Source organism: uncultured Sphingomonas sp., assembly GCF_936927845.1.
Lineage (GTDB): Bacteria > Pseudomonadota > Alphaproteobacteria > Sphingomonadales > Sphingomonadaceae > Sphingomonas.
The window spans coordinates 113,914-130,714 of the sequence record NZ_CAKZHV010000066.1 but is presented as its reverse complement, the minus strand read 5'-3'; the positions used below and the strand labels follow the sequence as shown (position 1 = coordinate 130,714).

18 protein-coding genes and 1 tRNA gene are annotated in these 16,801 nt (G+C 67.4%); 11 read left to right on the top strand and 8 right to left on the bottom strand.

The window, feature by feature from the left end:
- Positions 1 to 23: 23 nt before the first annotated feature.
- From Q0579_RS14520 to Q0579_RS14510, 3 genes are read left to right on the top strand one after another with little or no spacing between them, the layout of a single operon-like run.
- Entirely contained in the window at positions 24 to 467 is a 444-nt protein-coding gene (locus Q0579_RS14520; RefSeq protein WP_298813754.1) for a DUF934 domain-containing protein, read from the top strand.
- Complete coding sequence (locus Q0579_RS14515) at positions 460 to 1,218, top strand: phosphoadenylyl-sulfate reductase (protein ID WP_298813601.1); 759 nt, start codon at positions 460 to 462, stop codon at positions 1,216 to 1,218. The genes Q0579_RS14520 and Q0579_RS14515 overlap by 8 nt, the downstream gene beginning before the upstream one ends.
- Positions 1,219 to 1,271: 53 nt before the next feature.
- Positions 1,272 to 2,741: a DUF4403 family protein gene (locus tag Q0579_RS14510; protein WP_298813600.1), complete on the top strand. Its 1,470-nt coding sequence runs from the start codon at positions 1,272 to 1,274 to the stop codon at positions 2,739 to 2,741.
- A 10-nt stretch (positions 2,742 to 2,751) separates the two neighbouring features.
- On the opposite strand, the gene Q0579_RS14505 is transcribed toward Q0579_RS14510, so the two are convergent.
- On the bottom strand, positions 2,752 to 4,242 hold the full coding sequence (locus Q0579_RS14505; protein ID WP_219767475.1) for a replicative DNA helicase: 1,491 nt from the start codon (positions 4,240 to 4,242) through the stop codon (positions 2,752 to 2,754).
- A gap of 116 nt (positions 4,243 to 4,358) precedes the next feature.
- Here Q0579_RS14505 and Q0579_RS14500 point away from each other — a divergent pair, with 116 nt between their 5' ends.
- The 3 genes from Q0579_RS14500 (at position 4,359) to Q0579_RS14490 (ending at position 6,168) form a co-directional block, all read left to right on the top strand.
- Positions 4,359 to 4,841, top strand: coding sequence for a UPF0262 family protein (locus Q0579_RS14500; RefSeq protein ID WP_298813752.1), 483 nt, complete (start codon positions 4,359 to 4,361; stop codon positions 4,839 to 4,841).
- Between the two features lie 3 nt (positions 4,842 to 4,844).
- The gene (gene cdd, locus Q0579_RS14495; protein ID WP_298813597.1) at positions 4,845 to 5,294 is read left to right on the top strand and encodes a cytidine deaminase; all 450 of its coding nucleotides are present in this window, start codon (positions 4,845 to 4,847) and stop codon (positions 5,292 to 5,294) included.
- A gap of 139 nt (positions 5,295 to 5,433) precedes the next feature.
- A complete protein-coding gene (locus tag Q0579_RS14490) occupies positions 5,434 to 6,168 on the top strand; it encodes a Crp/Fnr family transcriptional regulator (protein ID WP_298813595.1) in 735 nt (244 codons plus the stop codon).
- Positions 6,169 to 6,174: 6 nt separating this feature from the next.
- Here Q0579_RS14490 and Q0579_RS14485 read toward each other — a convergent pair whose 3' ends face one another.
- The 4 genes from Q0579_RS14485 to dksA all read right to left on the bottom strand — a co-directional run bounded on the left by Q0579_RS14485 (position 6,175) and on the right by dksA (position 7,645).
- A complete protein-coding gene (locus tag Q0579_RS14485; RefSeq protein WP_298813593.1) occupies positions 6,175 to 6,468 on the bottom strand; it encodes a hypothetical protein in 294 nt (97 codons plus the stop codon).
- Positions 6,469 to 6,570: 102 nt separating this feature from the next.
- A tRNA-Leu gene (locus tag Q0579_RS14480) sits at positions 6,571 to 6,657 on the bottom strand.
- 84 nt (positions 6,658 to 6,741) lie between these two features.
- A complete protein-coding gene (locus tag Q0579_RS14475; protein WP_298813592.1) occupies positions 6,742 to 7,140 on the bottom strand; it encodes a PilZ domain-containing protein in 399 nt (132 codons plus the stop codon).
- A gap of 52 nt (positions 7,141 to 7,192) precedes the next feature.
- The gene (dksA, locus tag Q0579_RS14470; protein ID WP_298813590.1) at positions 7,193 to 7,645 is read right to left on the bottom strand and encodes an RNA polymerase-binding protein DksA; all 453 of its coding nucleotides are present in this window, start codon (positions 7,643 to 7,645) and stop codon (positions 7,193 to 7,195) included.
- 358 nt (positions 7,646 to 8,003) lie between these two features.
- Here dksA and Q0579_RS14465 point away from each other — a divergent pair, with 358 nt between their 5' ends.
- Positions 8,004 to 8,954, top strand: coding sequence for a hypothetical protein (locus Q0579_RS14465; protein ID WP_298813588.1), 951 nt, complete (start codon positions 8,004 to 8,006; stop codon positions 8,952 to 8,954).
- 70 nt (positions 8,955 to 9,024) lie between these two features.
- Here the strand turns inward: Q0579_RS14465 and Q0579_RS14460 are convergent, their stop codons facing one another.
- Positions 9,025 to 9,534 carry a host attachment family protein gene (locus Q0579_RS14460; RefSeq protein ID WP_298813586.1) on the bottom strand — a complete coding sequence of 170 codons (510 nt, stop codon included), beginning with the start codon at positions 9,532 to 9,534 and terminating at the stop codon, positions 9,025 to 9,027.
- A gap of 89 nt (positions 9,535 to 9,623) precedes the next feature.
- Here Q0579_RS14460 and serS point away from each other — a divergent pair, with 89 nt between their 5' ends.
- The 4 genes from serS (at position 9,624) to tyrS (ending at position 14,203) form a co-directional block, all read left to right on the top strand.
- Positions 9,624 to 10,895: a serine--tRNA ligase gene (serS, locus tag Q0579_RS14455; protein WP_298813584.1), complete on the top strand. Its 1,272-nt coding sequence runs from the start codon at positions 9,624 to 9,626 to the stop codon at positions 10,893 to 10,895.
- Positions 10,895 to 11,662 carry a 5'/3'-nucleotidase SurE gene (surE, locus tag Q0579_RS14450; RefSeq protein WP_298813582.1) on the top strand — a complete coding sequence of 256 codons (768 nt, stop codon included), beginning with the start codon at positions 10,895 to 10,897 and terminating at the stop codon, positions 11,660 to 11,662. Before serS ends, surE begins: the two co-directional genes overlap by 1 nt.
- A gap of 4 nt (positions 11,663 to 11,666) precedes the next feature.
- Entirely contained in the window at positions 11,667 to 12,911 is a 1,245-nt protein-coding gene (locus Q0579_RS14445) for a M23 family metallopeptidase (protein WP_298813580.1), read from the top strand.
- 65 nt (positions 12,912 to 12,976) lie between these two features.
- Positions 12,977 to 14,203, top strand: a complete 1,227-nt coding sequence (tyrS, locus tag Q0579_RS14440; protein ID WP_298813578.1) for a tyrosine--tRNA ligase — start codon at positions 12,977 to 12,979, stop codon at positions 14,201 to 14,203.
- Between the two features lie 8 nt (positions 14,204 to 14,211).
- On the opposite strand, the gene Q0579_RS14435 is transcribed toward tyrS, so the two are convergent.
- Both Q0579_RS14435 and recG read right to left on the bottom strand, forming a co-directional pair.
- Positions 14,212 to 14,649, bottom strand: a complete 438-nt coding sequence (locus Q0579_RS14435) for a DMT family transporter (RefSeq protein ID WP_298813576.1) — start codon at positions 14,647 to 14,649, stop codon at positions 14,212 to 14,214.
- A gap of 8 nt (positions 14,650 to 14,657) precedes the next feature.
- On the bottom strand, positions 14,658 to 16,712 hold the full coding sequence (gene recG, locus Q0579_RS14430; RefSeq protein ID WP_298813574.1) for an ATP-dependent DNA helicase RecG: 2,055 nt from the start codon (positions 16,710 to 16,712) through the stop codon (positions 14,658 to 14,660).
- Between the last annotated feature and the right edge of the window lie 89 nt (positions 16,713 to 16,801).

The window sequence follows — 16,801 nt, the reverse complement described above, 5'->3', positions numbered from 1 at the left end:
GTTTCGATCCCGATCAGACGACGATGACCGACAGCGGCGGCGGCGTGCAGTTGCGCTTTCGCGACGACGAGGTGCGCGAAGAGCCCGCGGTCACGCTCGACTCGTTCCTGGTCGATCAGTCCAACGCCACCGCGGTCCGGATCGAACCCGGCGACGACGCGCGCGCGCTGCTCCCGTCGCTCGACCGGATCGCGCTGATCGAGGTGTCGTTCCCGAGCTTCCGCGACGGGCGCGGCTATTCGGTCGCGCGCATCCTGCGCGAAGCGGGCTACACAGGCGAACTTCGCGCGTCGGGCGACGTGCTGGTCGATCAGGTGCCGCTGATGCGCCGCTGCGGATTCGACAGCTTCGCGCCCGAGAAGCCGATCGACGGCGAGACGCTGCGCCGCTCGCTTGAACGCTACGACTATCATTACCAGAAAGCCGCCGACGCGTCGGTGCCGGTGTGGAAGCGGCGTCATGGGTGAGCCCGCGCGCCAGCTCGACACGATCGACACTGGCCGCGTCTACACCGCGGCGGACGCCGCCGCTTTTGCCGCGCGCTTCGCGGGCGTGCCCGCGCAGGAGATGCTGCGCGAGTTATTGAGCGGCGAGTTGCGCGGCCGCATCGCCGCGGTGTCCTCGTTCGGCGCCGAGTCGGCAGTACTGCTCCACATGATTGCGGAGGTCGACCGCGACGTGCCGGTCGTGTTCACCAACACGCAGAAGATGTTCGGTGAAACCCTCGCCTACCGTGACGAGCTCGCCGAACGGCTCGGCTTCACCGACCTGCGCGTGTTCCGCCCTGATCCGCGGCTGTTACGGCTCAAGGACGACAAGGGCCTGCGCTGGTCTTACGACCCCGATGGCTGCTGCGAACTCCGCAAGGTCGAGCCGCTACGCCGCGCGCTACTCCCGTTCGACGCCTGGATTTCGGGTCGCAAGGGCTTTCAGGCATCGACCCGCCGCGCGATGCCGCGGTTCGAGGAGGATGATGGGCGGTTGAAGATCAACCCGCTGTCCGCCTGGACCAAGGCCGATCTCGAGGCTTACTTCACCGAGCACGAGCTGCCGCGCCATCCGCTGGAGGCGCAAGGTTACCCCTCGATCGGCTGCGCGCCGTGCACCTCGCGCGTGCAACCGGGGGAAGACCCGCGCGCGGGCCGCTGGCGCGGCTGGGACAAGGTCGAGTGCGGCATCCACGTGCCCGAGAAGCCTGGCGAGGAACCCGCCTTCTAAGCTAAGCTCGTTTCGGTACTGGATCGAACCGGACCGATCTGGGTTAAGTGCAGGTGCAACGATCACTCACCTGCCTGCTGCTCGTCGCACCACTCGTGTTCGCAGGGTGCAGTCGGCAGGTCGGCAACCCGGCACCGCCCAAGGTCACGGGCAGCATCACCATGCCCGAGCAGCCGTCAACGGTGATCGTGCCGGTCGACGCCGATTTGGATGAGCTCGAACGCGGGCTCGACCAGCGCACACCGCGCAATCTCTGGACGATCGACCGCCACCTCGATCGCTGCGTCAAGGCCAAGCACCTCGACCTCGGCATCGCCAAGGTGAAGGTGACCCCCGACCTCGGCTGCCGCATTGTCGGCACGGTGACGCGGGGCCCCGTGCAGATCGGCGGCAGCGGTGATCGGCTCGTCGTCACCTTGCCGATTCACGCGCGCATCTCGGTCAGGGACGTCGGCGGCGTCGCGGGCGAGACCGCAACCAGCAGTGCGATCGTGCGTGCGAGCGGACGTGTCGCGATCAATGGCGATTGGCAGCCGACCGCCAGGATGCAGCTATCCTATGATTGGACGCAGCCGCCCGGCGTCGACCTGCTCGGCCAGCGCATCGCCTTCACCGATCAGGCCGACGAGAAGCTGCGACCGGTGCTCGCCAAGCTGGAGCGCGACCTGCCGCAGGAACTCTCGCGGCTCCACCTGCGCCAGCAGCTCGATCGCGTGTGGCGCCAATCGTTCGCGACGCTCCAGCTCAGCCGTCGCAACCCGCCGGTATGGATGCGCGTCGCACCGCGCCGGCTCGGCTACGGCGGCTACCGCGTCGAGGGGCGCTCGCTGCGACTGACCCTGCGCGCCGACGCGCTGACGCAGACGTTCGTCGGGCATCGTCCCGCCGACCTCGCGCCGACCGCGCTGCCGCCGCCGTCGACGCACATGGGCGAGCCCGGCGTGCGTTTCTTCATTCCCGTGCTCGCCGACTATGCGCAGCTCGAACCCGTCATCCAGCGGACGCTGCGCAAGCTCGCCGCGCGCGGCATCAAGTTGAAGGGCATCGGCCCGGTCGACGCCGAGTTCGGGCGCGTCACGGTTTACGCCACCACCGACCACCGGATCGCGGTCGGCGTCCATGCCAAGGTCAAGGCACGGTCGAGCCCGATCGCCGCGGCGGAAGGCGATGCGTGGCTGTCGGCCGAGCCGCTCAACCAGCCGGGATCGCAGCGAGTCGAGGCGCGCAACGTCACCTTCGCGACCAAGACCAACTCGCCACTGGTCGACCTGCTCGCCGCCTTGTTCGCCGACCCGGCGGTGCGCGCCAGTGTCGCGGCCGGGCTTTCCCACGATTTCGCGCCCGATTACCGCAAATTGCTCGGCAAGGTGGAACGCGCGATCGGCGAGCGGCGCGAGGGCGACTTCGTGCTGCGCACGCGGATCACCGGCGTGCGCAATGGGCGTATCGCCGCGACCGGTGCCGGACTGTTCATGCCCGTCGCGGTCACCGGTCAGGCCAACATCACCTACCGTCCGCGCTGACGCCGCTCACTCAATAGCCGGCGTAATCCGAGAATCGCGTGATCGTCGGATCGAACTTCAAGATCACCTTGCCGGTCGCGCCGTGGCGCTGCTTCGCGACGATCAGCTCGGCCAGGCCATAGACGCGCTCCATGTCGGCGGCCCAGGCGGCGTGGTCCTCGAACATCTTGGCATTGTCCCCCTCGACGGGGCGCTTGGGCTCCTTTGCCGCGACGTAATAATCCTCACGGAACACGAACCACACCATGTCGGCGTCCTGCTCGATCGAGCCCGATTCGCGCAGGTCGGAGAGCTGCGGGCGCTTGTCCTCGCGCTGCTCGACCGCGCGGCTCAGCTGCGATAGCGCGAGCACCGGCACGTTCATGTCCTTCGCCAATGTCTTCAATCCGCGGCTGATCTCGGAGATTTCCTGCACGCGGTTGCCGTCCGACGACTTGCCCGAGCCTGAGAGGAGCTGGAGATAGTCGATCACGACAAGCCCGATCTCGTTGTTGTGCCGCCGCTGCAACCGCCGGACGCGGGTGTGGAGCGAGCCGATCGACAGACCACCGGTATCGTCGATGAACAGCGGCAGATTCTCCAGCTCGGCGGCGGCGGCGGCGAGCTGCTCGAACTCCTGCTTGCTGATCTTGCCCATGCGCAGTGCCTCGGACGAGATGCGCGACTGTTCGGCGAGGATACGAGTCGCGAGCTGGTCGGCCGACATTTCGAGGCTGAAGAACGCTACCTTCGCGCCGACCGATTTCGACGGCGGGATGCCGTCGCGCATGTCGTGCATCCAGCGCTGCGCCGCGTTGAACGCGATGTTGGTGGCGAGCGAGGTCTTCCCCATGCCGGGACGCCCGGCGAGGATCATCAGGTCGGAATGGTGCAGACCACCGATCTTCTGATTGACGCTGTCGAGCCCGGTCGTGACGCCCGACAGATTGCCGCCCCAGTTGAGCGCCTTCTCGGCCATCTTGACCGCCATCGTGCTCGCCTGCGCGAACGACTTGATGCTGTTCTCGGTCGCGCCATCGGCCGCCACCTTGAACAATTCCTCTTCGGCGAGCTCGATCTGCGCACGCGGATTGACCTCCTCCGACGTGTCCATCGCGCGGTCGACCAGCGTGCGCCCGACCGACACGAGCGAGCGCAGCATCGCGAGATCGTAGATCTGCTGCGCGAACTGCCGCGCGCCGATCAGCCCCGCACCCGATCCGGTCAGACTGGCGAGATAGGCGGGGCCGCCCAATTCCTTCATACCCTCGTCCGCCTCGAACATGGGGCGCAGCGTGACGGGCGTCGCCAGCATATCGGCGGCGCGCAGCGTCTTGATTGCGGCGAAGACGCGGCCGTGGACGGGTTCGTAGAAATGCGCCGGCTCCAGCCGGTCGACCAGATCGTCGGCGAGGCGATTGTCGATCATCATCGCGCCGAGCATCGCGGCCTCCGCCTCGACGTTGCGCGGAAGCTGAACGGGCTCGACCGGAGTCGGCTGCGGAAATGCCAATGTCGCCATGGCGCCTCCATACCCGGCAGTGGCCGCGATCGGAACCGCGTCTGCGGTGAATGACGGTGATAAGCCGGGCGGCGCCAACGTTGTCGCGGGCTGACTTCGTGTCTATCGACACGAACATGGCCGATCCGCGGATCATCGACATCCAGCTCGACGAGGGCACGATCCTGTGGCGCTCGGCCGATATTGAGCAGGAACGCCGGATCGCGATCTTCGACCTGATCGAGGAAAACCATTTCGCGCCGCAGCGCCCGACGCCGGACAATTACGCCGGCCCCTACCGCGTGCTGTTATCGGTCGAGGAAGGTCGGCTGGTCATCCAGATCAAGCGCGAGGACGACAGCTCGCTCGAGACGCTGATCCTCGGCCTGGCGCGGTTTCGCCGGCCGATCCGCGACTATTTCGCGATCTGCGACAGCTATTTCCAGGCGATCCGCCAGTCGACGCCGGCGCAGATCGAGACGGTCGACATGGCGCGCCGCGGCATCCACAACGAGGCGGCCGAGCTGTTGAAGGAGCGGCTCCAGGGCAAGATCGAGATCGACTTCGATACCGCGCGCCGCCTGTTCACGCTCATCTGCGTCCTCCACATCAAGGCTTGAACCATGTCAGACGAAGCTTCCCGGCTGATCGCCGCCGCGCGCGATGCGGCGCGCAACGCGCACGCCCCCTATTCGCGTTTCGCCGTGGGGGCCGCGGTGCTCTTGACCGACGGCAGCGTCGTGACCGGCGCGAATGTCGAGAATGCGAGCTACGGCCTGTCGCTATGCGCGGAAACGGTCGCGATCGCGAGCGTCAGCGCCGCGGGCCGCCTGCGCGATGTGGTGGCGATCGGCGTGATCGGCGGTCTCATGGACGCGCAAGGGAATGCGACCGGCGACGAGCCGGTGCGACCATGCGGACGCTGCCGCCAAGTCATCAACGAGGCCGCGCAGATGGGCCGCCGCGAGGTTGCGGTCCACTGCGCCGGTGCGCACGGCGATGCGATCGCGAGCTACTCCTTGTCGCAACTACTGGCCGACGCCTTCGGCCCATCCGACCTGGGGATCGGCTGATCCGACGCCTGCCAAGCGAGCAGCGGTGATCAGCCGCTTTGATAACTAACCGAAATCAATGCATGACTTCGGCGACTCGGTATCACGTGTGTCACACGGTTCGTCCGTGGTCGGATCACGATTGCCGAAGTGGGGAACGATGAAAAGCGGCGCGCTGCTCACCAAGGTCGCAAGTCTGATCGCGCTCACCGACGATGATCGGCACGCACTGGAAGCGTTGCCGGTTGTGGAGACGACCACGCCGCGCCGGCGCGCCATCATGGCGCAGGGCACGATGCCCGACTTCGTTTATGTCATTCAGTCGGGCTGGGCGGCGCGCTACGAGGTGCGCGCCGACGGGTCGCGTCGTATCACCGGCTTCCTGTTGCCCGGCGATTTCTGCGGCATTCACGCCATCTGCCACGCCGCGATGGACCATGCGATCATCGCGCTGACCGAATGCACGCTGGCGCGGATCGATGGCGCGGCGTTCGCCGAGGTCGCGCACCGGTCGAGCGCGATCAACCAGGCGATCTGGCGTGCGAAGCTGATCGAGGAGGCGGTGCTGCGCAAGTGGCTGCTGTTCTCGAACGACTCGTACCAGAGCGTCGCCCATCTGTTGTGCGAGATGTACGTGCGCGCCGCGATCATCGGCCTTGCCGCCAACGGGCAATGCCGCCTGCCGCTCACGCAGGAGGAGATCGGCAACGCGCTCGGCATCACGTCGGTCCACACCAACCGCGTCATCCAGCGGCTGCGCAGCGAAGGCATGATCGACCTGGTGCAGCATGATCTCACGATCAAAGACCCCGCCGCCCTCACCCGCGCCGCGGCGTTCGATCGTAGCTATCTGGAGCCGTGGTCGAGCGAGAACGCACTGTCGCTGCTCGATTGAGCCGGATCAGTCGTCCGCCACGACGGTAACCGCGTCACGCGCGCGGACCGTCAGCATCACCGCATCCCGGTCATCGCAGATCGCGATACTGCCGCGCAGATCAAGCATACCCTCGCGCGCGTCGGCCGCGATCACGTCGCGCAGCGCCGCGACGGCCGCGCGCTGTGCCGCGGCCACGTCCGGCAAGTCGATACCGTCGGGGTCGTGGATAACCCCGCCGCGATCATGCAGATGCAGGTGGAATCGTGGCACCCGGATGCGATGACACGTTATGCGCCGCGCGTCCTCGACGCAGATCAATCATTGATCGATGATAATCGGCACGCCGCGGCGGCGCCCATGTCCGGTGCCGACGTGGTCGTCAGTCGCCACATCCGTTGATCGATGAAGGCCACCCCATGGTGGTACGGGCGGTCGGGCTCGAACCGACACTCTGTCACCAGAACCAGATTTTGAGTCTAGCGCGTCTACCAATTCCGCCACGCCCGCGTGGTGGCTGCCCCTGTGGCAGTCAAATGCGCGCGCGTCCAGCCGGTTTGTGCAGGGTGAGCGCGTTCACCAGGGCAATACGGGTCAACGCTTGAAGGCAGCCGCCCCGAACCGTTTGACGGTCGGCTGCGCCTCGCCCGGCGTCTTGCGCGCGCGCTGCGGATCGATCTCGCGGTCGAAGGCGACGCCGGCGCGACCCTCGGTCTGCCACGCGATACGCCCGGGAATCCACCCGAGCCCGCGCACTTCGATCTCGACGTTTCCTTCCGGCGTGACCGGATAGGGCAGTTCGACCATCAATCCGCCCGGAGACAGGTTGCGCACGCGAACGGCGACCGGCGTACCGCCGCCGACGCGCATCTGCGCCATCAGAAACAGGCTGTCACGACCGCGTGTCGCGACCGACCCGGCGTTGATACCGGGATCGGGCTCGAACACGCTTTTCCCCAAATGCTCCATCGCCCCCACCGGCTGCCGGTCCACGCGCCATCGTAGGCGGCGGACGGTAAACAACCGCTTACCGGCGGCCGCTGCGTCAGTCGTCGCGCGACACCTTTTCGTTGCGCTCGTGCCGTTCCTGCGCCTCAACCGTCATGGTCGCGATCGGCCGTGCTTCCAGCCGTTGCAGGCTGATCGGCTCACCCGTCACCTCGCAATAGCCGTATTCGCCTTCGTCGAGCCGGCGCAGTGCGGCGTCGATCTTGGACACCAGCTTGCGCTGCCGGTCGCGCGTGCGCAGCTCGATCGACCAGTCGGTCTCGCTCGACGCGCGGTCGGTCAGATCGGGTTCGCGCAGCGAATCGATCTGGAGCTGCGACAGCGTGCCCAGGCTTTCGCGCAGGATCGCTTCCTTCCAGTCGTACAGCTTCTGCCGGAAATACGCCTGCTGGCGCGGGTTCATGAACGGTTCGTCGGCACTCGGCCGGTAATCGTCGCCCTTGGTCGTCGCGACCGAAAATTCGTCAATACGATTCAACACCGTAGCCATCGACACTCTCCCGCCTGCGCGCCAGGAATGATCGTCAACACCGCTGGTGCGCCCCCTGCCGGGGCCTATAACCGCGGTCGCACATAACGACAAGCGAACAGCGCATCACCCGTACGATCATGTCGATGACGGCGCGCTGAACGAAATACGTGCATGATCGCGTCATTCAGTCCCAGCGTGACACGTTAACCATGATCCGGCCGGACGCAGTGCGTTACAAAGCGCTCACGCGGTGACAATGATGGTTAACGGCGTTGCACTTAAGCCTTTGTTTTGCACTTTGCAGTCATGGGCAACGTGAGAGCGCTGCTTTGGATTTCGCGACGGTTCGCTTCGTCGCCAACGAGAGAGTGATGGCATGTCTGTGCGGATGGCGTTGGCAAAACTTTGCGCGTGCACGTGCGGCGGCGCGCTGATCGGTGGCGGTGCGGTGCACGTGGCGGAAACCGCCAAGCACCGCACGGTGTACGCGAAAAAGGCGACCAACCGCGTGGTGCGCCGCAGCTACAGCAGCAAGGGCAACGTGCGTCGGGTCGTGCGTAGTGTGGGCAACAATTGCCCCGCGACCACGGTAACGGTTGCCAGCACCGGCGCGCCGGTTCCCGTGCCGCTGCCTGAGCCTGTTCCGGCCTTTGTCGGCGGCGGTGGCGGCGGCGGTTACGCCCCGGCGTTCGGTGGCGGCGGCTTTTACGGCGGCGGTGGCGGCGGGTTCTTCGCCGGCGGCTTCTTCGGCGGATCGGGCGGCAGCAGCGGCAGCAGCGGTGCGATCGTCGTGTCCTCTACCTCGACTTCATCATCGACCGGTGGCGCCAAGGTCGATATCGACAATTCGAACAAGAACGAGAACAACGTCGACAATTCGAGCAAGAACGAAAACAACAACTCGAGCAACAATTCGTCGAATAATTCGAGCAACAACTCTAGCAATAATAACAATTCCAGCAACAACACGAACAACAACAATAACCAAAACAGCAACAAGAACGAGCAGAGCCAGAACCAGGATCAGAAGCAGGAACAGAACCAGCAGCAGAACCAGAATCAGGACCAGCACCAGGCCAGCTCGACCAGCACCTCGTCGTCCTCCTATGGTTCGAGCTCCAAGGGTTGGGGGTCGAGCAACGGCTGGAGTTCGAGCAACGGGTGGGAACACGGCTGCAAGGGCGGCAATTGCGCGCCGCCGCCGGGATCGAGCAACGGCACGCCCGCCCCGGTCCCTGCGCCACCGATGATGCTGCTGTTCGGCGCCGCCGCCGCGGCACTGGTCGCGCGCAAGCGGCTGGCGAAACGCGAGCCGGTCGCCGCCTGATCCAGCTCGTTCGGACACAAAAAAGGGGCCGGCGCAGCGGATGCGCCGGCCCCTTTCTCGTTGATGCCGCTCAGGCGGCGACCAGCGCCTTCTCGATCGCGTCGATCGGGTGACCGGTCAGGTCCTTGTCCAGTTCACCCGAAAGACGGTTCTCGACTTCCTTGTGGTAGTGCTTGCGCAGTTCGCCCAGCGTCTTGGGCGGCGCCACGACGATCAGCGAATCGTAATTGTTCGCCAACGCGCGCTTCTTCAGCAGTTCGGCGGCCTCCGCGGCGAAGCGGTCTTCCTCCAGTTGGTGGAAATCGGTCTCGGCCATGCTGCCGCGCGACGGGGCGAATTGCGCGCCGCTGCCGCCACCATGGCCCGAGCCGCCTTGCGCGACCGGCGGCGCGCCGGCGCCCGACTGCGTCGAGGACGCACCACCCGCGGCATCGGTCTTCTGATCGCGGTCGGCCGGATTGGGCTTCTCCTGCGCGGTCTCGACGACCAGGTTCGGATATTCGGCATCGCCCTCGTTGCGCAGGAACAAGAGCTTGCGTCCGTCCGCCACCAGCACGACGGAATTGTGAGGGACCTGCATCGCGTTCTCCTTTGTTTTCGCCCCCTCCCAACGCTGCCCTCCCCACGCGGGTTGCGCCTATCCCGGCGCATCGCCATAGCCCGGTCGCCATGCACGACATCCGCCTGATCCGCGACGATCCCGCCGCTTTCGACGCCGCCATGAAGAAGCGCGGGCTTGCCCCGCTGTCGGCGGACTTGCTGGCGATCGACGAGCGGGCGCGCGCGCTGACGACGGAGGTGCAGGCGGTGCTCGCTCGCCGCAACGAAGCGTCGAAGGCGATCGGCGCGGCCAAGGCACGGCGCGATGATCCGACCGACCTGATGGCCGAGGTCGCGGCGCTGAAGGAACGCCTGCCCGAATTGGAGGCGGAACAGAAAGCCGTCGCCACAACGCTTGCCGAGCGACTGGCGAGCATCCCCAACGTCCCCGCGGACGACGTTCCGGTCGGCGCCGACGAGAGCGGCAATGTCGAGCAGAAGCGCTGGGGTACGCCGCGCACCTTCACCTTTGCGCCAAAGGAACACGCCGATCTCGGCCCCGCGCTGGGCATGGACTTCGAAACCGGCGCGCGCCTGTCGGGTGCACGCTTCACCTTTCTGCGCGGCGGCATGGCGCGGCTTCACCGCGCGCTCGCGCAATTCATGCTCGACCGCCAAGTCGAGGATAACGGCTATGTCGAGTGCAACCCGCCGGTGATGGTCGGGGACGCCGCGATGTACGGCACCGACAAATTGCCCAAGTTCGCCGACGATTCGTTTCGAACCACCGACGGCCGCTGGCTGATCCCGACGTCGGAGGTCAGCCTGACGGCGTCGGTCGCGGATCGAATCTTGGGCGACCTCGCCGAGCCGATGCGGATGACCGCGCACACGCTATGTTTCCGCAGCGAGGCGGGCGCGGCCGGGCGCGACACGCGCGGCTTCATCAGGCAGCATCAGTTCGAGAAAGTCGAGTTGGTCACCGTCTGCCGTCCCGACGACAGTGACGCGGAACACGAGCGCATGACCCGGTGCGCGGAAGGGATCCTGGAAGCGCTCGACCTGCCTTATCGCCGCCTGCTGCTGTGCACCGGCGACATGGGGTTCGGCGCGCGGCGCACCTACGATCTGGAGGTATGGTTGCCGGGTCAGGACGCGTGGCGCGAGATTTCGTCCTGTTCGACCACCGGCGATTTCCAGGCGCGCCGCATGAATGCGCGCTACCGACCCGAAGGGGAGAAGGGCACGCGCTTCGTGCACACGCTCAACGGCTCGGGCCTCGCGGTCGGGCGGACGCTGGTGGCAGTGCTGGAAAACTACCAGCAGGAGGACGGCTCGGTCGCCGTGCCCGCCGTGCTGCAACCCTATATGGGCGGCGTCGATCGGCTGAGCCCGCGCTGATGCGCATACTGCTTTCCAACGACGACGGCTATCACGCGCCCGGCCTTGCCGTTCTGGAAAGAATCGCGGCCGAACTGTCCGACGACGTGTGGATCGTCGCGCCGTCCGAGGAACAGTCGGGCACCGGGCGTTCGCTGACGCTCACCCGGCCTCTGCGCGTGCGGACGTTTGCCGAGCGGCGCTTCGCGGTTACCGGTACGCCGACCGACGCGGTGATGATCGCGCTCGCCGAGTTGATGGACGGCGCGCCAGACCTGATCCTGTCGGGGGTCAACCGCGGCGGCAATCTGGCCGAGGACGTGATGTATTCGGGCACCGTCTCGGCGGCACTGGAGGGCGCGCTCGCGGGCATCCGTTCGATCGCGCTCAGCCAGCGCTACGGCGCGCTGCAACCGGGTGACAACGTGTCGTTCGCGGTCGCGGAGACGTGGGGCGTGCGCGCGATCCAGCCGCTGCTGGATGCCCAATGGGCACCGCGCACGATCGTCAACGTCAACTTTCCCGCCGCCGAGCCCGGCGACGTGCGCGGGATCAAGGTGGTGCGCCAGGGCCTGCGCGATTACGGACGCGTCCGTTTCGAGACACGCAAGGACCCGCGCGGCTTCGATTATCACTGGCTAGCACTCGGCGCGATGCGCGGCGACCCCGCCCCCGACAGCGATCTGGCGGCGGTCGCCGACGACTGGATCACCGTGACGCCGTTGCATCTGGACCTGACGCACGAACCCTCGCTAGCATCGCTCTCGCGCGTGTATTGCGAGGAGTAAGGTCATGAGGCGGTTGGCGTCGGCGGGGTGGGTCCTGCTCATCGGCGGCGCGCTGACCGGATGCATTCCCGGCGGGGTCGATGGCGGATCGTACGACCCCGCGCCGCCTGCGCCACGCGACGGCGGACGATGGGACCGTTCGCGCGACGAGGATCGCGCGCCCGATTACGACGAGCGCGACGATGCGCGTGGCAGCGCCGCGTCACGTCCCAGAGACGGCGCTCGTGATCGTGACCGGGCCGACCGCCGAGCCGAGCAGTCGCCGCCGCGCGGCCTGCCCGCCGCCGACCGCAGCGTTGCCGCGCGCACCGTGGTCGATCGTAACACCGGCGTCGCACAGCTTCCCGCCCCTGCCCCCGCGTGGGAAGCCCGCCCGGTCGAGGCGGACGCACGCGAGATCGCGACCCAGGATTACGTCGTCGCCCCCGGCGACACCCTCAGCCGCGTCGCCGATCGTACCGGCGTCGCCGCCGACGCGATCGCGCGCGCCAACGATCTGGGCGAGCCGTACACTATCCGCGTGGGACAACGGCTGACGATCCCTGGCGGGCGCTATCATCTGGTCCGCGCCGGACAGACCGGCATCGCGATCGCGCGCGCTTACGGCGTACCGTGGTCGCAGGTGATCGCCGCCAACCAGCTCGCCGAGCCGTACACGCTGCGCACCGGGCAGCGCGTGCTGATCCCGGGCGAGCCGGCGCGCGGCGTCTCCGCGGCACAGCGCGCCGCTGCCTTCACGCTCGACGTCGATTCGATCCTCACCGGCGGTGAACCTGCGGTCGCGGTCAACCAGGCGCCCGCCAAGCCCGTCGCCACGACGCGCCGTGTGCTCGCCGCCACCACGCCGGTTGCCGCGCCGATGGGGGCGCCGGGGCAGTTCGCCTGGCCCGCCACGGGACAGCTGATCCGGCGCTTCGGCCCCGGCGGCTCGGGCGAGCGCAACGACGGGATCAAGATCGCTCTGCCGCTGCAGACGCCGATTAGGGCGACCGCCGACGGCACCGTCGCCTATGTCGGCGACGGGATTGCCGCGCTCGGCGGGCTCGTCATCATCCGCCATGGCGGCGGGTGGACCTCGGTCTACGGTCACGCGAGCAAGCTGCTCGTCCAGCGCGGACAGGCGGTAAAGAAGGGTCAGACGATCGCGCTGTCGGGCGACACCGGCTTCGCCGACCGGCCCGAGTTGCATTTCGAGCTGCGTAAGGGACGCACCCCGGTCGATCCGATCCGGCAGTTGCCGGCGCATTGATGTTCTAAAGCCATGTCGTAAAACTTGAGCGCACGGTCTCGCATGATGCTAGAGGCGCCGCCGACATGACCGACTACGCATCCGACCTGCTCCGTACGCTGTCCGCGCGCGGCTACATTCACCAGTTGACCGACGCCGCCGCGCTCGACGCGCTGGCCGCCAGGCAGGTCGTGCCGGGCTATATCGGCTTCGACCCGACCGCGCCGTCGCTCCACGTTGGCAGCCTGGTGCAGATCATGATGCTCAGGCGGATGCAGCAGACCGGGCACAAGCCGATCGTGCTGATGGGCGGCGGCACGGGCAAGATCGGCGACCCGAGCTTCAAGGACGAAGCGCGCAAGCTGTCGTCGCAGGAGACGATCGACGCGAACATCGCCGGCATCCAGCGCATCTTCGAGCGTTTTCTGACCTTCGGCGATGGCGAAACCGACGCGGTGTTGGTCAACAACGCCGAGTGGCTCGACAAGCTCGAGTACATTCCGTTCCTGCGCGAGGTCGGGCAGCATTTCTCGGTCAACCGGATGCTCGGCTTCGATTCGGTCAAGCTCCGGCTCGACCGCGAACAGTCGCTGAGTTTCCTCGAATTCAACTACATGATCCTGCAAGGCTACGACTTCGCAGAGCTCCACCGCCGCCGCGGCGTGAGATTGCAGATGGGCGGGTCGGATCAGTGGGGCAACATCGTCAACGGCGTCGACCTCGCGCGCCGGATGGACGGTGCGGAGGTCTATGGTCTGACCACGCCGCTGCTGACCAAGGCGGACGGGTCCAAGATGGGCAAGTCGGTCGAAGGCGCGGTGTGGCTGCACGAGGATCAGTTGCCGCATTTCGATTACTGGCAATTCTGGCGCAACACCGACGACCGCGACGTCGGCCGCTTCCTGCGCCTGTTCACCGATCTGCCGCTCGACGAGATCGCACGGTTGGAGGCGATGGACGGCGCGGAGATCAACGAGGCGAAGAAGGTGCTCGCCAACGAGGCGACCGCGATGTGCCGCGGGCGCGCCGCCGCCGACGAGGCGGCCGAGACGGCGCGGCGGACCTTCGAGGAGGGCGCGAGCGGGGCGGCGTTGCCGTCGATCACCGCCAGCGGCTCAATCGCATTGGTCGACGCTTTGGTCGCGCTCGGTTTCGCGGGCTCGAAGGGCGAAGCGCGGCGGCTGATCAAGGGCGGCGGCGCGCGCGTTGCGGGCGAGAAGGTCGGCGACGAAGCCGCGGTGGTCGCGATCGGCACCGAACCGGTCCGCGTCTCGGCGGGCAAGAAGCACCACGGGATGGTCAATCCGGGCTGAGCGCGCGTTCACCCGCGCCGCACGACCACCACGCCCAGGATCACCAGCGCGACGCCGATTAACCGCGTCGGGGTGATCGGCTGCTGCGGCAGACCCAGGAACCCGAAGCGATCGAGCAGCATCGCGGTGACAAGCTGGCTTGCGACCGCGGCGGTCAGCGTCACCGCCAGTCCGAGGCGCGGGGTCGCGAAGGCGAGCGCGGCGACGAACGCCGCACCGTAGAAACCACCCAGCCACGCCCACCAAGGTGCGGCCTTGGTGGCGGACAAGGGCGTGCGGTCGACCAGCCACACGACGAACAACGCCGCGGTGCCGACCGCGAACGAGATCAGCGCGGCGAGCCACACCGATCCCGACACCTTGGCGAGTGCCGCGTTGGTCGGCGGTTGCAGCGCGACGCCGATGCCGGCGATCAGCACGGCCAGGATCGGGAACAGCGCCTGCATGTCTCTCCTCAGCCCGAGCGGAGCAATTGTACGCCCTGATCGCGATCGAACAGGTAAAGCGCGACGCGCGCCGCCTGTCCGCGTGCCCCCGCCAGCCCGCCGTCGCGGTCGATCAGCAGCCGCGAGTCATCGGTCGCGGACGGCAGAAGTTCCCCCAGCAGCTCAGGCGTCGCGAGCCGGAACACCGCCTCGCCCGACTGGCGCGTGCCGAGCAACTCGCCGCCGCCGCGCAGCCGCAGATCCTCCTCGGCAATGCGGAAGCCGTCGTTGGTCTCCCGCATCAGCGCGAGGCGCGCGCGCGCCGTCTCGCTCAGCGCCGCGCCGCGCAGCAACAGGCACACCGACTTGCCCCCGCCGCGCCCAACGCGACCGCGCAACTGATGGAGCTGGGCGAGACCGAAGCGGTCGGCATGCTCGATCACGATCAGCGTCGCATTGGGCACGTCGACCCCGACCTCGATTACCGTGGTCGCGACCAGCACGCCCAGCTCGCCGCCTGCGAAGCGGGCCATGACCGCGTCCTTCTCCGCGGGCTTCATCCGGCCATGGACCAGCCCGACGCGTGCGCCGAACCGCGCCACCAGCGTCTCCGCGCGCGCCTCGGCTGCCTGAAGGTCGCTCGTCTCGCTCTCCTCAACCAGCGGACAGACCCAATAGGCCTGCTTCCCTTCCGACAGATGCCGGCCGAGCGCGTTGACGACCTCGTCGGTACGATCCTCGGAGACGACGCGCGTCTCGATCGGCTCGCGTCCGGGCGGCATCTCGTCCAATTGGCTCTGGTCCATCTCGCCGTAGCGCGCGAGCGTCAGCGTGCGCGGGATCGGCGTCGCGGTCATCGCCAGCACGTGCGGCGGGACGCGACCCTTGTCCTGCAACAGCAATCGCTGCGCGACGCCGAAGCGGTGCTGCTCGTCCACCACGACGAGGCCGAGGTCCTTGTAGCCCACCGCTTCCTGGAAGATCGCGTGCGTGCCGACGAGCAGGTCGATCGATCCGTCGGCGAGCCCCATCAGCGTCGCCTCGCGCGCGCGGCCCTTGTCGCGCCCGGTCAGCACCGCAATCTCGACCGGCAGTCCGGCAAGCAGCCGGCGGAGCGACTCGTAATGCTGCCGCGCCAGGATCTCGGTCGGTGCGAGCATCGCGCCCTGCGCACCCGCCTCGACCGCGATCAGCAACGCCATCAGCGCGACCAGCGTTTTCCCTGCGCCGACATCGCCCTGGAGCAGCCGCAACATCGGTGCCGATTGCGCCAGATCGCCCTCGATCTCCGACACCGTTCGCGATTGCGCGCCGGTCGGCGCGTAGGGCAGCCGCAGCATGCTGCGCAGGCGCCCGTCGCCCGTCAGCGCGCGCCCGCGTCGTCGCCGCGTGTCCGCGCGCACGATCGACAAGGCGAGCTGGTTCGCGAACACCTCGTCGTAGGCGAGCCGCGCTCGCGCCTTCGCATCCGCCGGATCGGCGTGGACGCGCGCAACCGCCTCGTGCCAGTCGGGCCAGTCGTGCTTCGCTTTTAGGCTCGGCTCGATCCATTCGGGCAACACCGGCACGCGCGTCAGCGCCTGCGCCACCAGCGCGGCGATCCGCTTCGACGTGATCCCTTCGGACAGGGGATAGATCGCCTCGCGCTCGCGAATAGCATCGCCGTCCTCGATCGGCTCGGGATGCACCATCTGGAGCTGGTCGCCGTACTGCTCCAGCTTGCCCGACACGCGCTTAGCCTCGCCGATCGGGAACAGCTTCTTCGCCCAGCCCGACGATCCGCCGAAGAAGGTGAGGCTGACGTAATTGCCGTGTTCGTCGGTCGCCTGCACCCGCGTGGGTGCGCGCGGCGAACTGCTGGTGCGGTAATCGCGCGCCGTGAGCGTGATGACGATCGTGCGCCCCACATCGCCTTGCATCAATTCGTCGCGCGGCAGCCGGTCGATCCATCCGCTCGGCAGATGGAATAGCAGATCGATCACGCGCGCGATCCGCAGCCGCTCCAGCGGACGCGCGAGTGCCTGACCGACGCCTTTCAACGACGTGACTTCGGCGAACAGCGGATTGAGGATATCGGGACGCATGACTACATGCGCGACCTAGTTACGCGCTCCCCGACTTGCCAGAAAAAGCGTGTCGGGCGCGAGTGCTTCATCCTTCACGCGGAACGCGC

What these genes read in the sequence shown, in the direction of transcription:
- cdd (WP_298813597.1), top strand. Translation starts at nt 4,845, where the DNA reads ATGTCAGACGAAGCTTCCCGGCTGATCGCCGCCGCGCGCGATGCGGCG.
- Q0579_RS14465 (WP_298813588.1), top strand. Translation starts at nt 8,004, where the DNA reads ATGTCTGTGCGGATGGCGTTGGCAAAACTTTGCGCGTGCACGTGCGGC.
- Q0579_RS14515 (WP_298813601.1), top strand. Translation starts at nt 460, where the DNA reads ATGGGTGAGCCCGCGCGCCAGCTCGACACGATCGACACTGGCCGCGTC.
- tyrS (WP_298813578.1), top strand. Translation starts at nt 12,977, where the DNA reads ATGACCGACTACGCATCCGACCTGCTCCGTACGCTGTCCGCGCGCGGC.
- Q0579_RS14490 (WP_298813595.1), top strand. Translation starts at nt 5,434, where the DNA reads ATGAAAAGCGGCGCGCTGCTCACCAAGGTCGCAAGTCTGATCGCGCTC.
- Q0579_RS14435 (WP_298813576.1), bottom strand. Translation starts at nt 14,649, where the DNA reads ATGCAGGCGCTGTTCCCGATCCTGGCCGTGCTGATCGCCGGCATCGGC.
- Q0579_RS14505 (WP_219767475.1), bottom strand. Translation starts at nt 4,242, where the DNA reads ATGGCGACATTGGCATTTCCGCAGCCGACTCCGGTCGAGCCCGTTCAG.
- surE (WP_298813582.1), top strand. Translation starts at nt 10,895, where the DNA reads ATGCGCATACTGCTTTCCAACGACGACGGCTATCACGCGCCCGGCCTT.
- Q0579_RS14500 (WP_298813752.1), top strand. Translation starts at nt 4,359, where the DNA reads ATGGCCGATCCGCGGATCATCGACATCCAGCTCGACGAGGGCACGATC.
- serS (WP_298813584.1), top strand. Translation starts at nt 9,624, where the DNA reads ATGCACGACATCCGCCTGATCCGCGACGATCCCGCCGCTTTCGACGCC.
- Q0579_RS14520 (WP_298813754.1), top strand. Translation starts at nt 24, where the DNA reads ATGACCGACAGCGGCGGCGGCGTGCAGTTGCGCTTTCGCGACGACGAG.
- Q0579_RS14445 (WP_298813580.1), top strand. Translation starts at nt 11,667, where the DNA reads ATGAGGCGGTTGGCGTCGGCGGGGTGGGTCCTGCTCATCGGCGGCGCG.
- dksA (WP_298813590.1), bottom strand. Translation starts at nt 7,645, where the DNA reads ATGGCTACGGTGTTGAATCGTATTGACGAATTTTCGGTCGCGACGACC.
- Q0579_RS14460 (WP_298813586.1), bottom strand. Translation starts at nt 9,534, where the DNA reads ATGCAGGTCCCTCACAATTCCGTCGTGCTGGTGGCGGACGGACGCAAG.
- recG (WP_298813574.1), bottom strand. Translation starts at nt 16,712, where the DNA reads ATGCGTCCCGATATCCTCAATCCGCTGTTCGCCGAAGTCACGTCGTTG.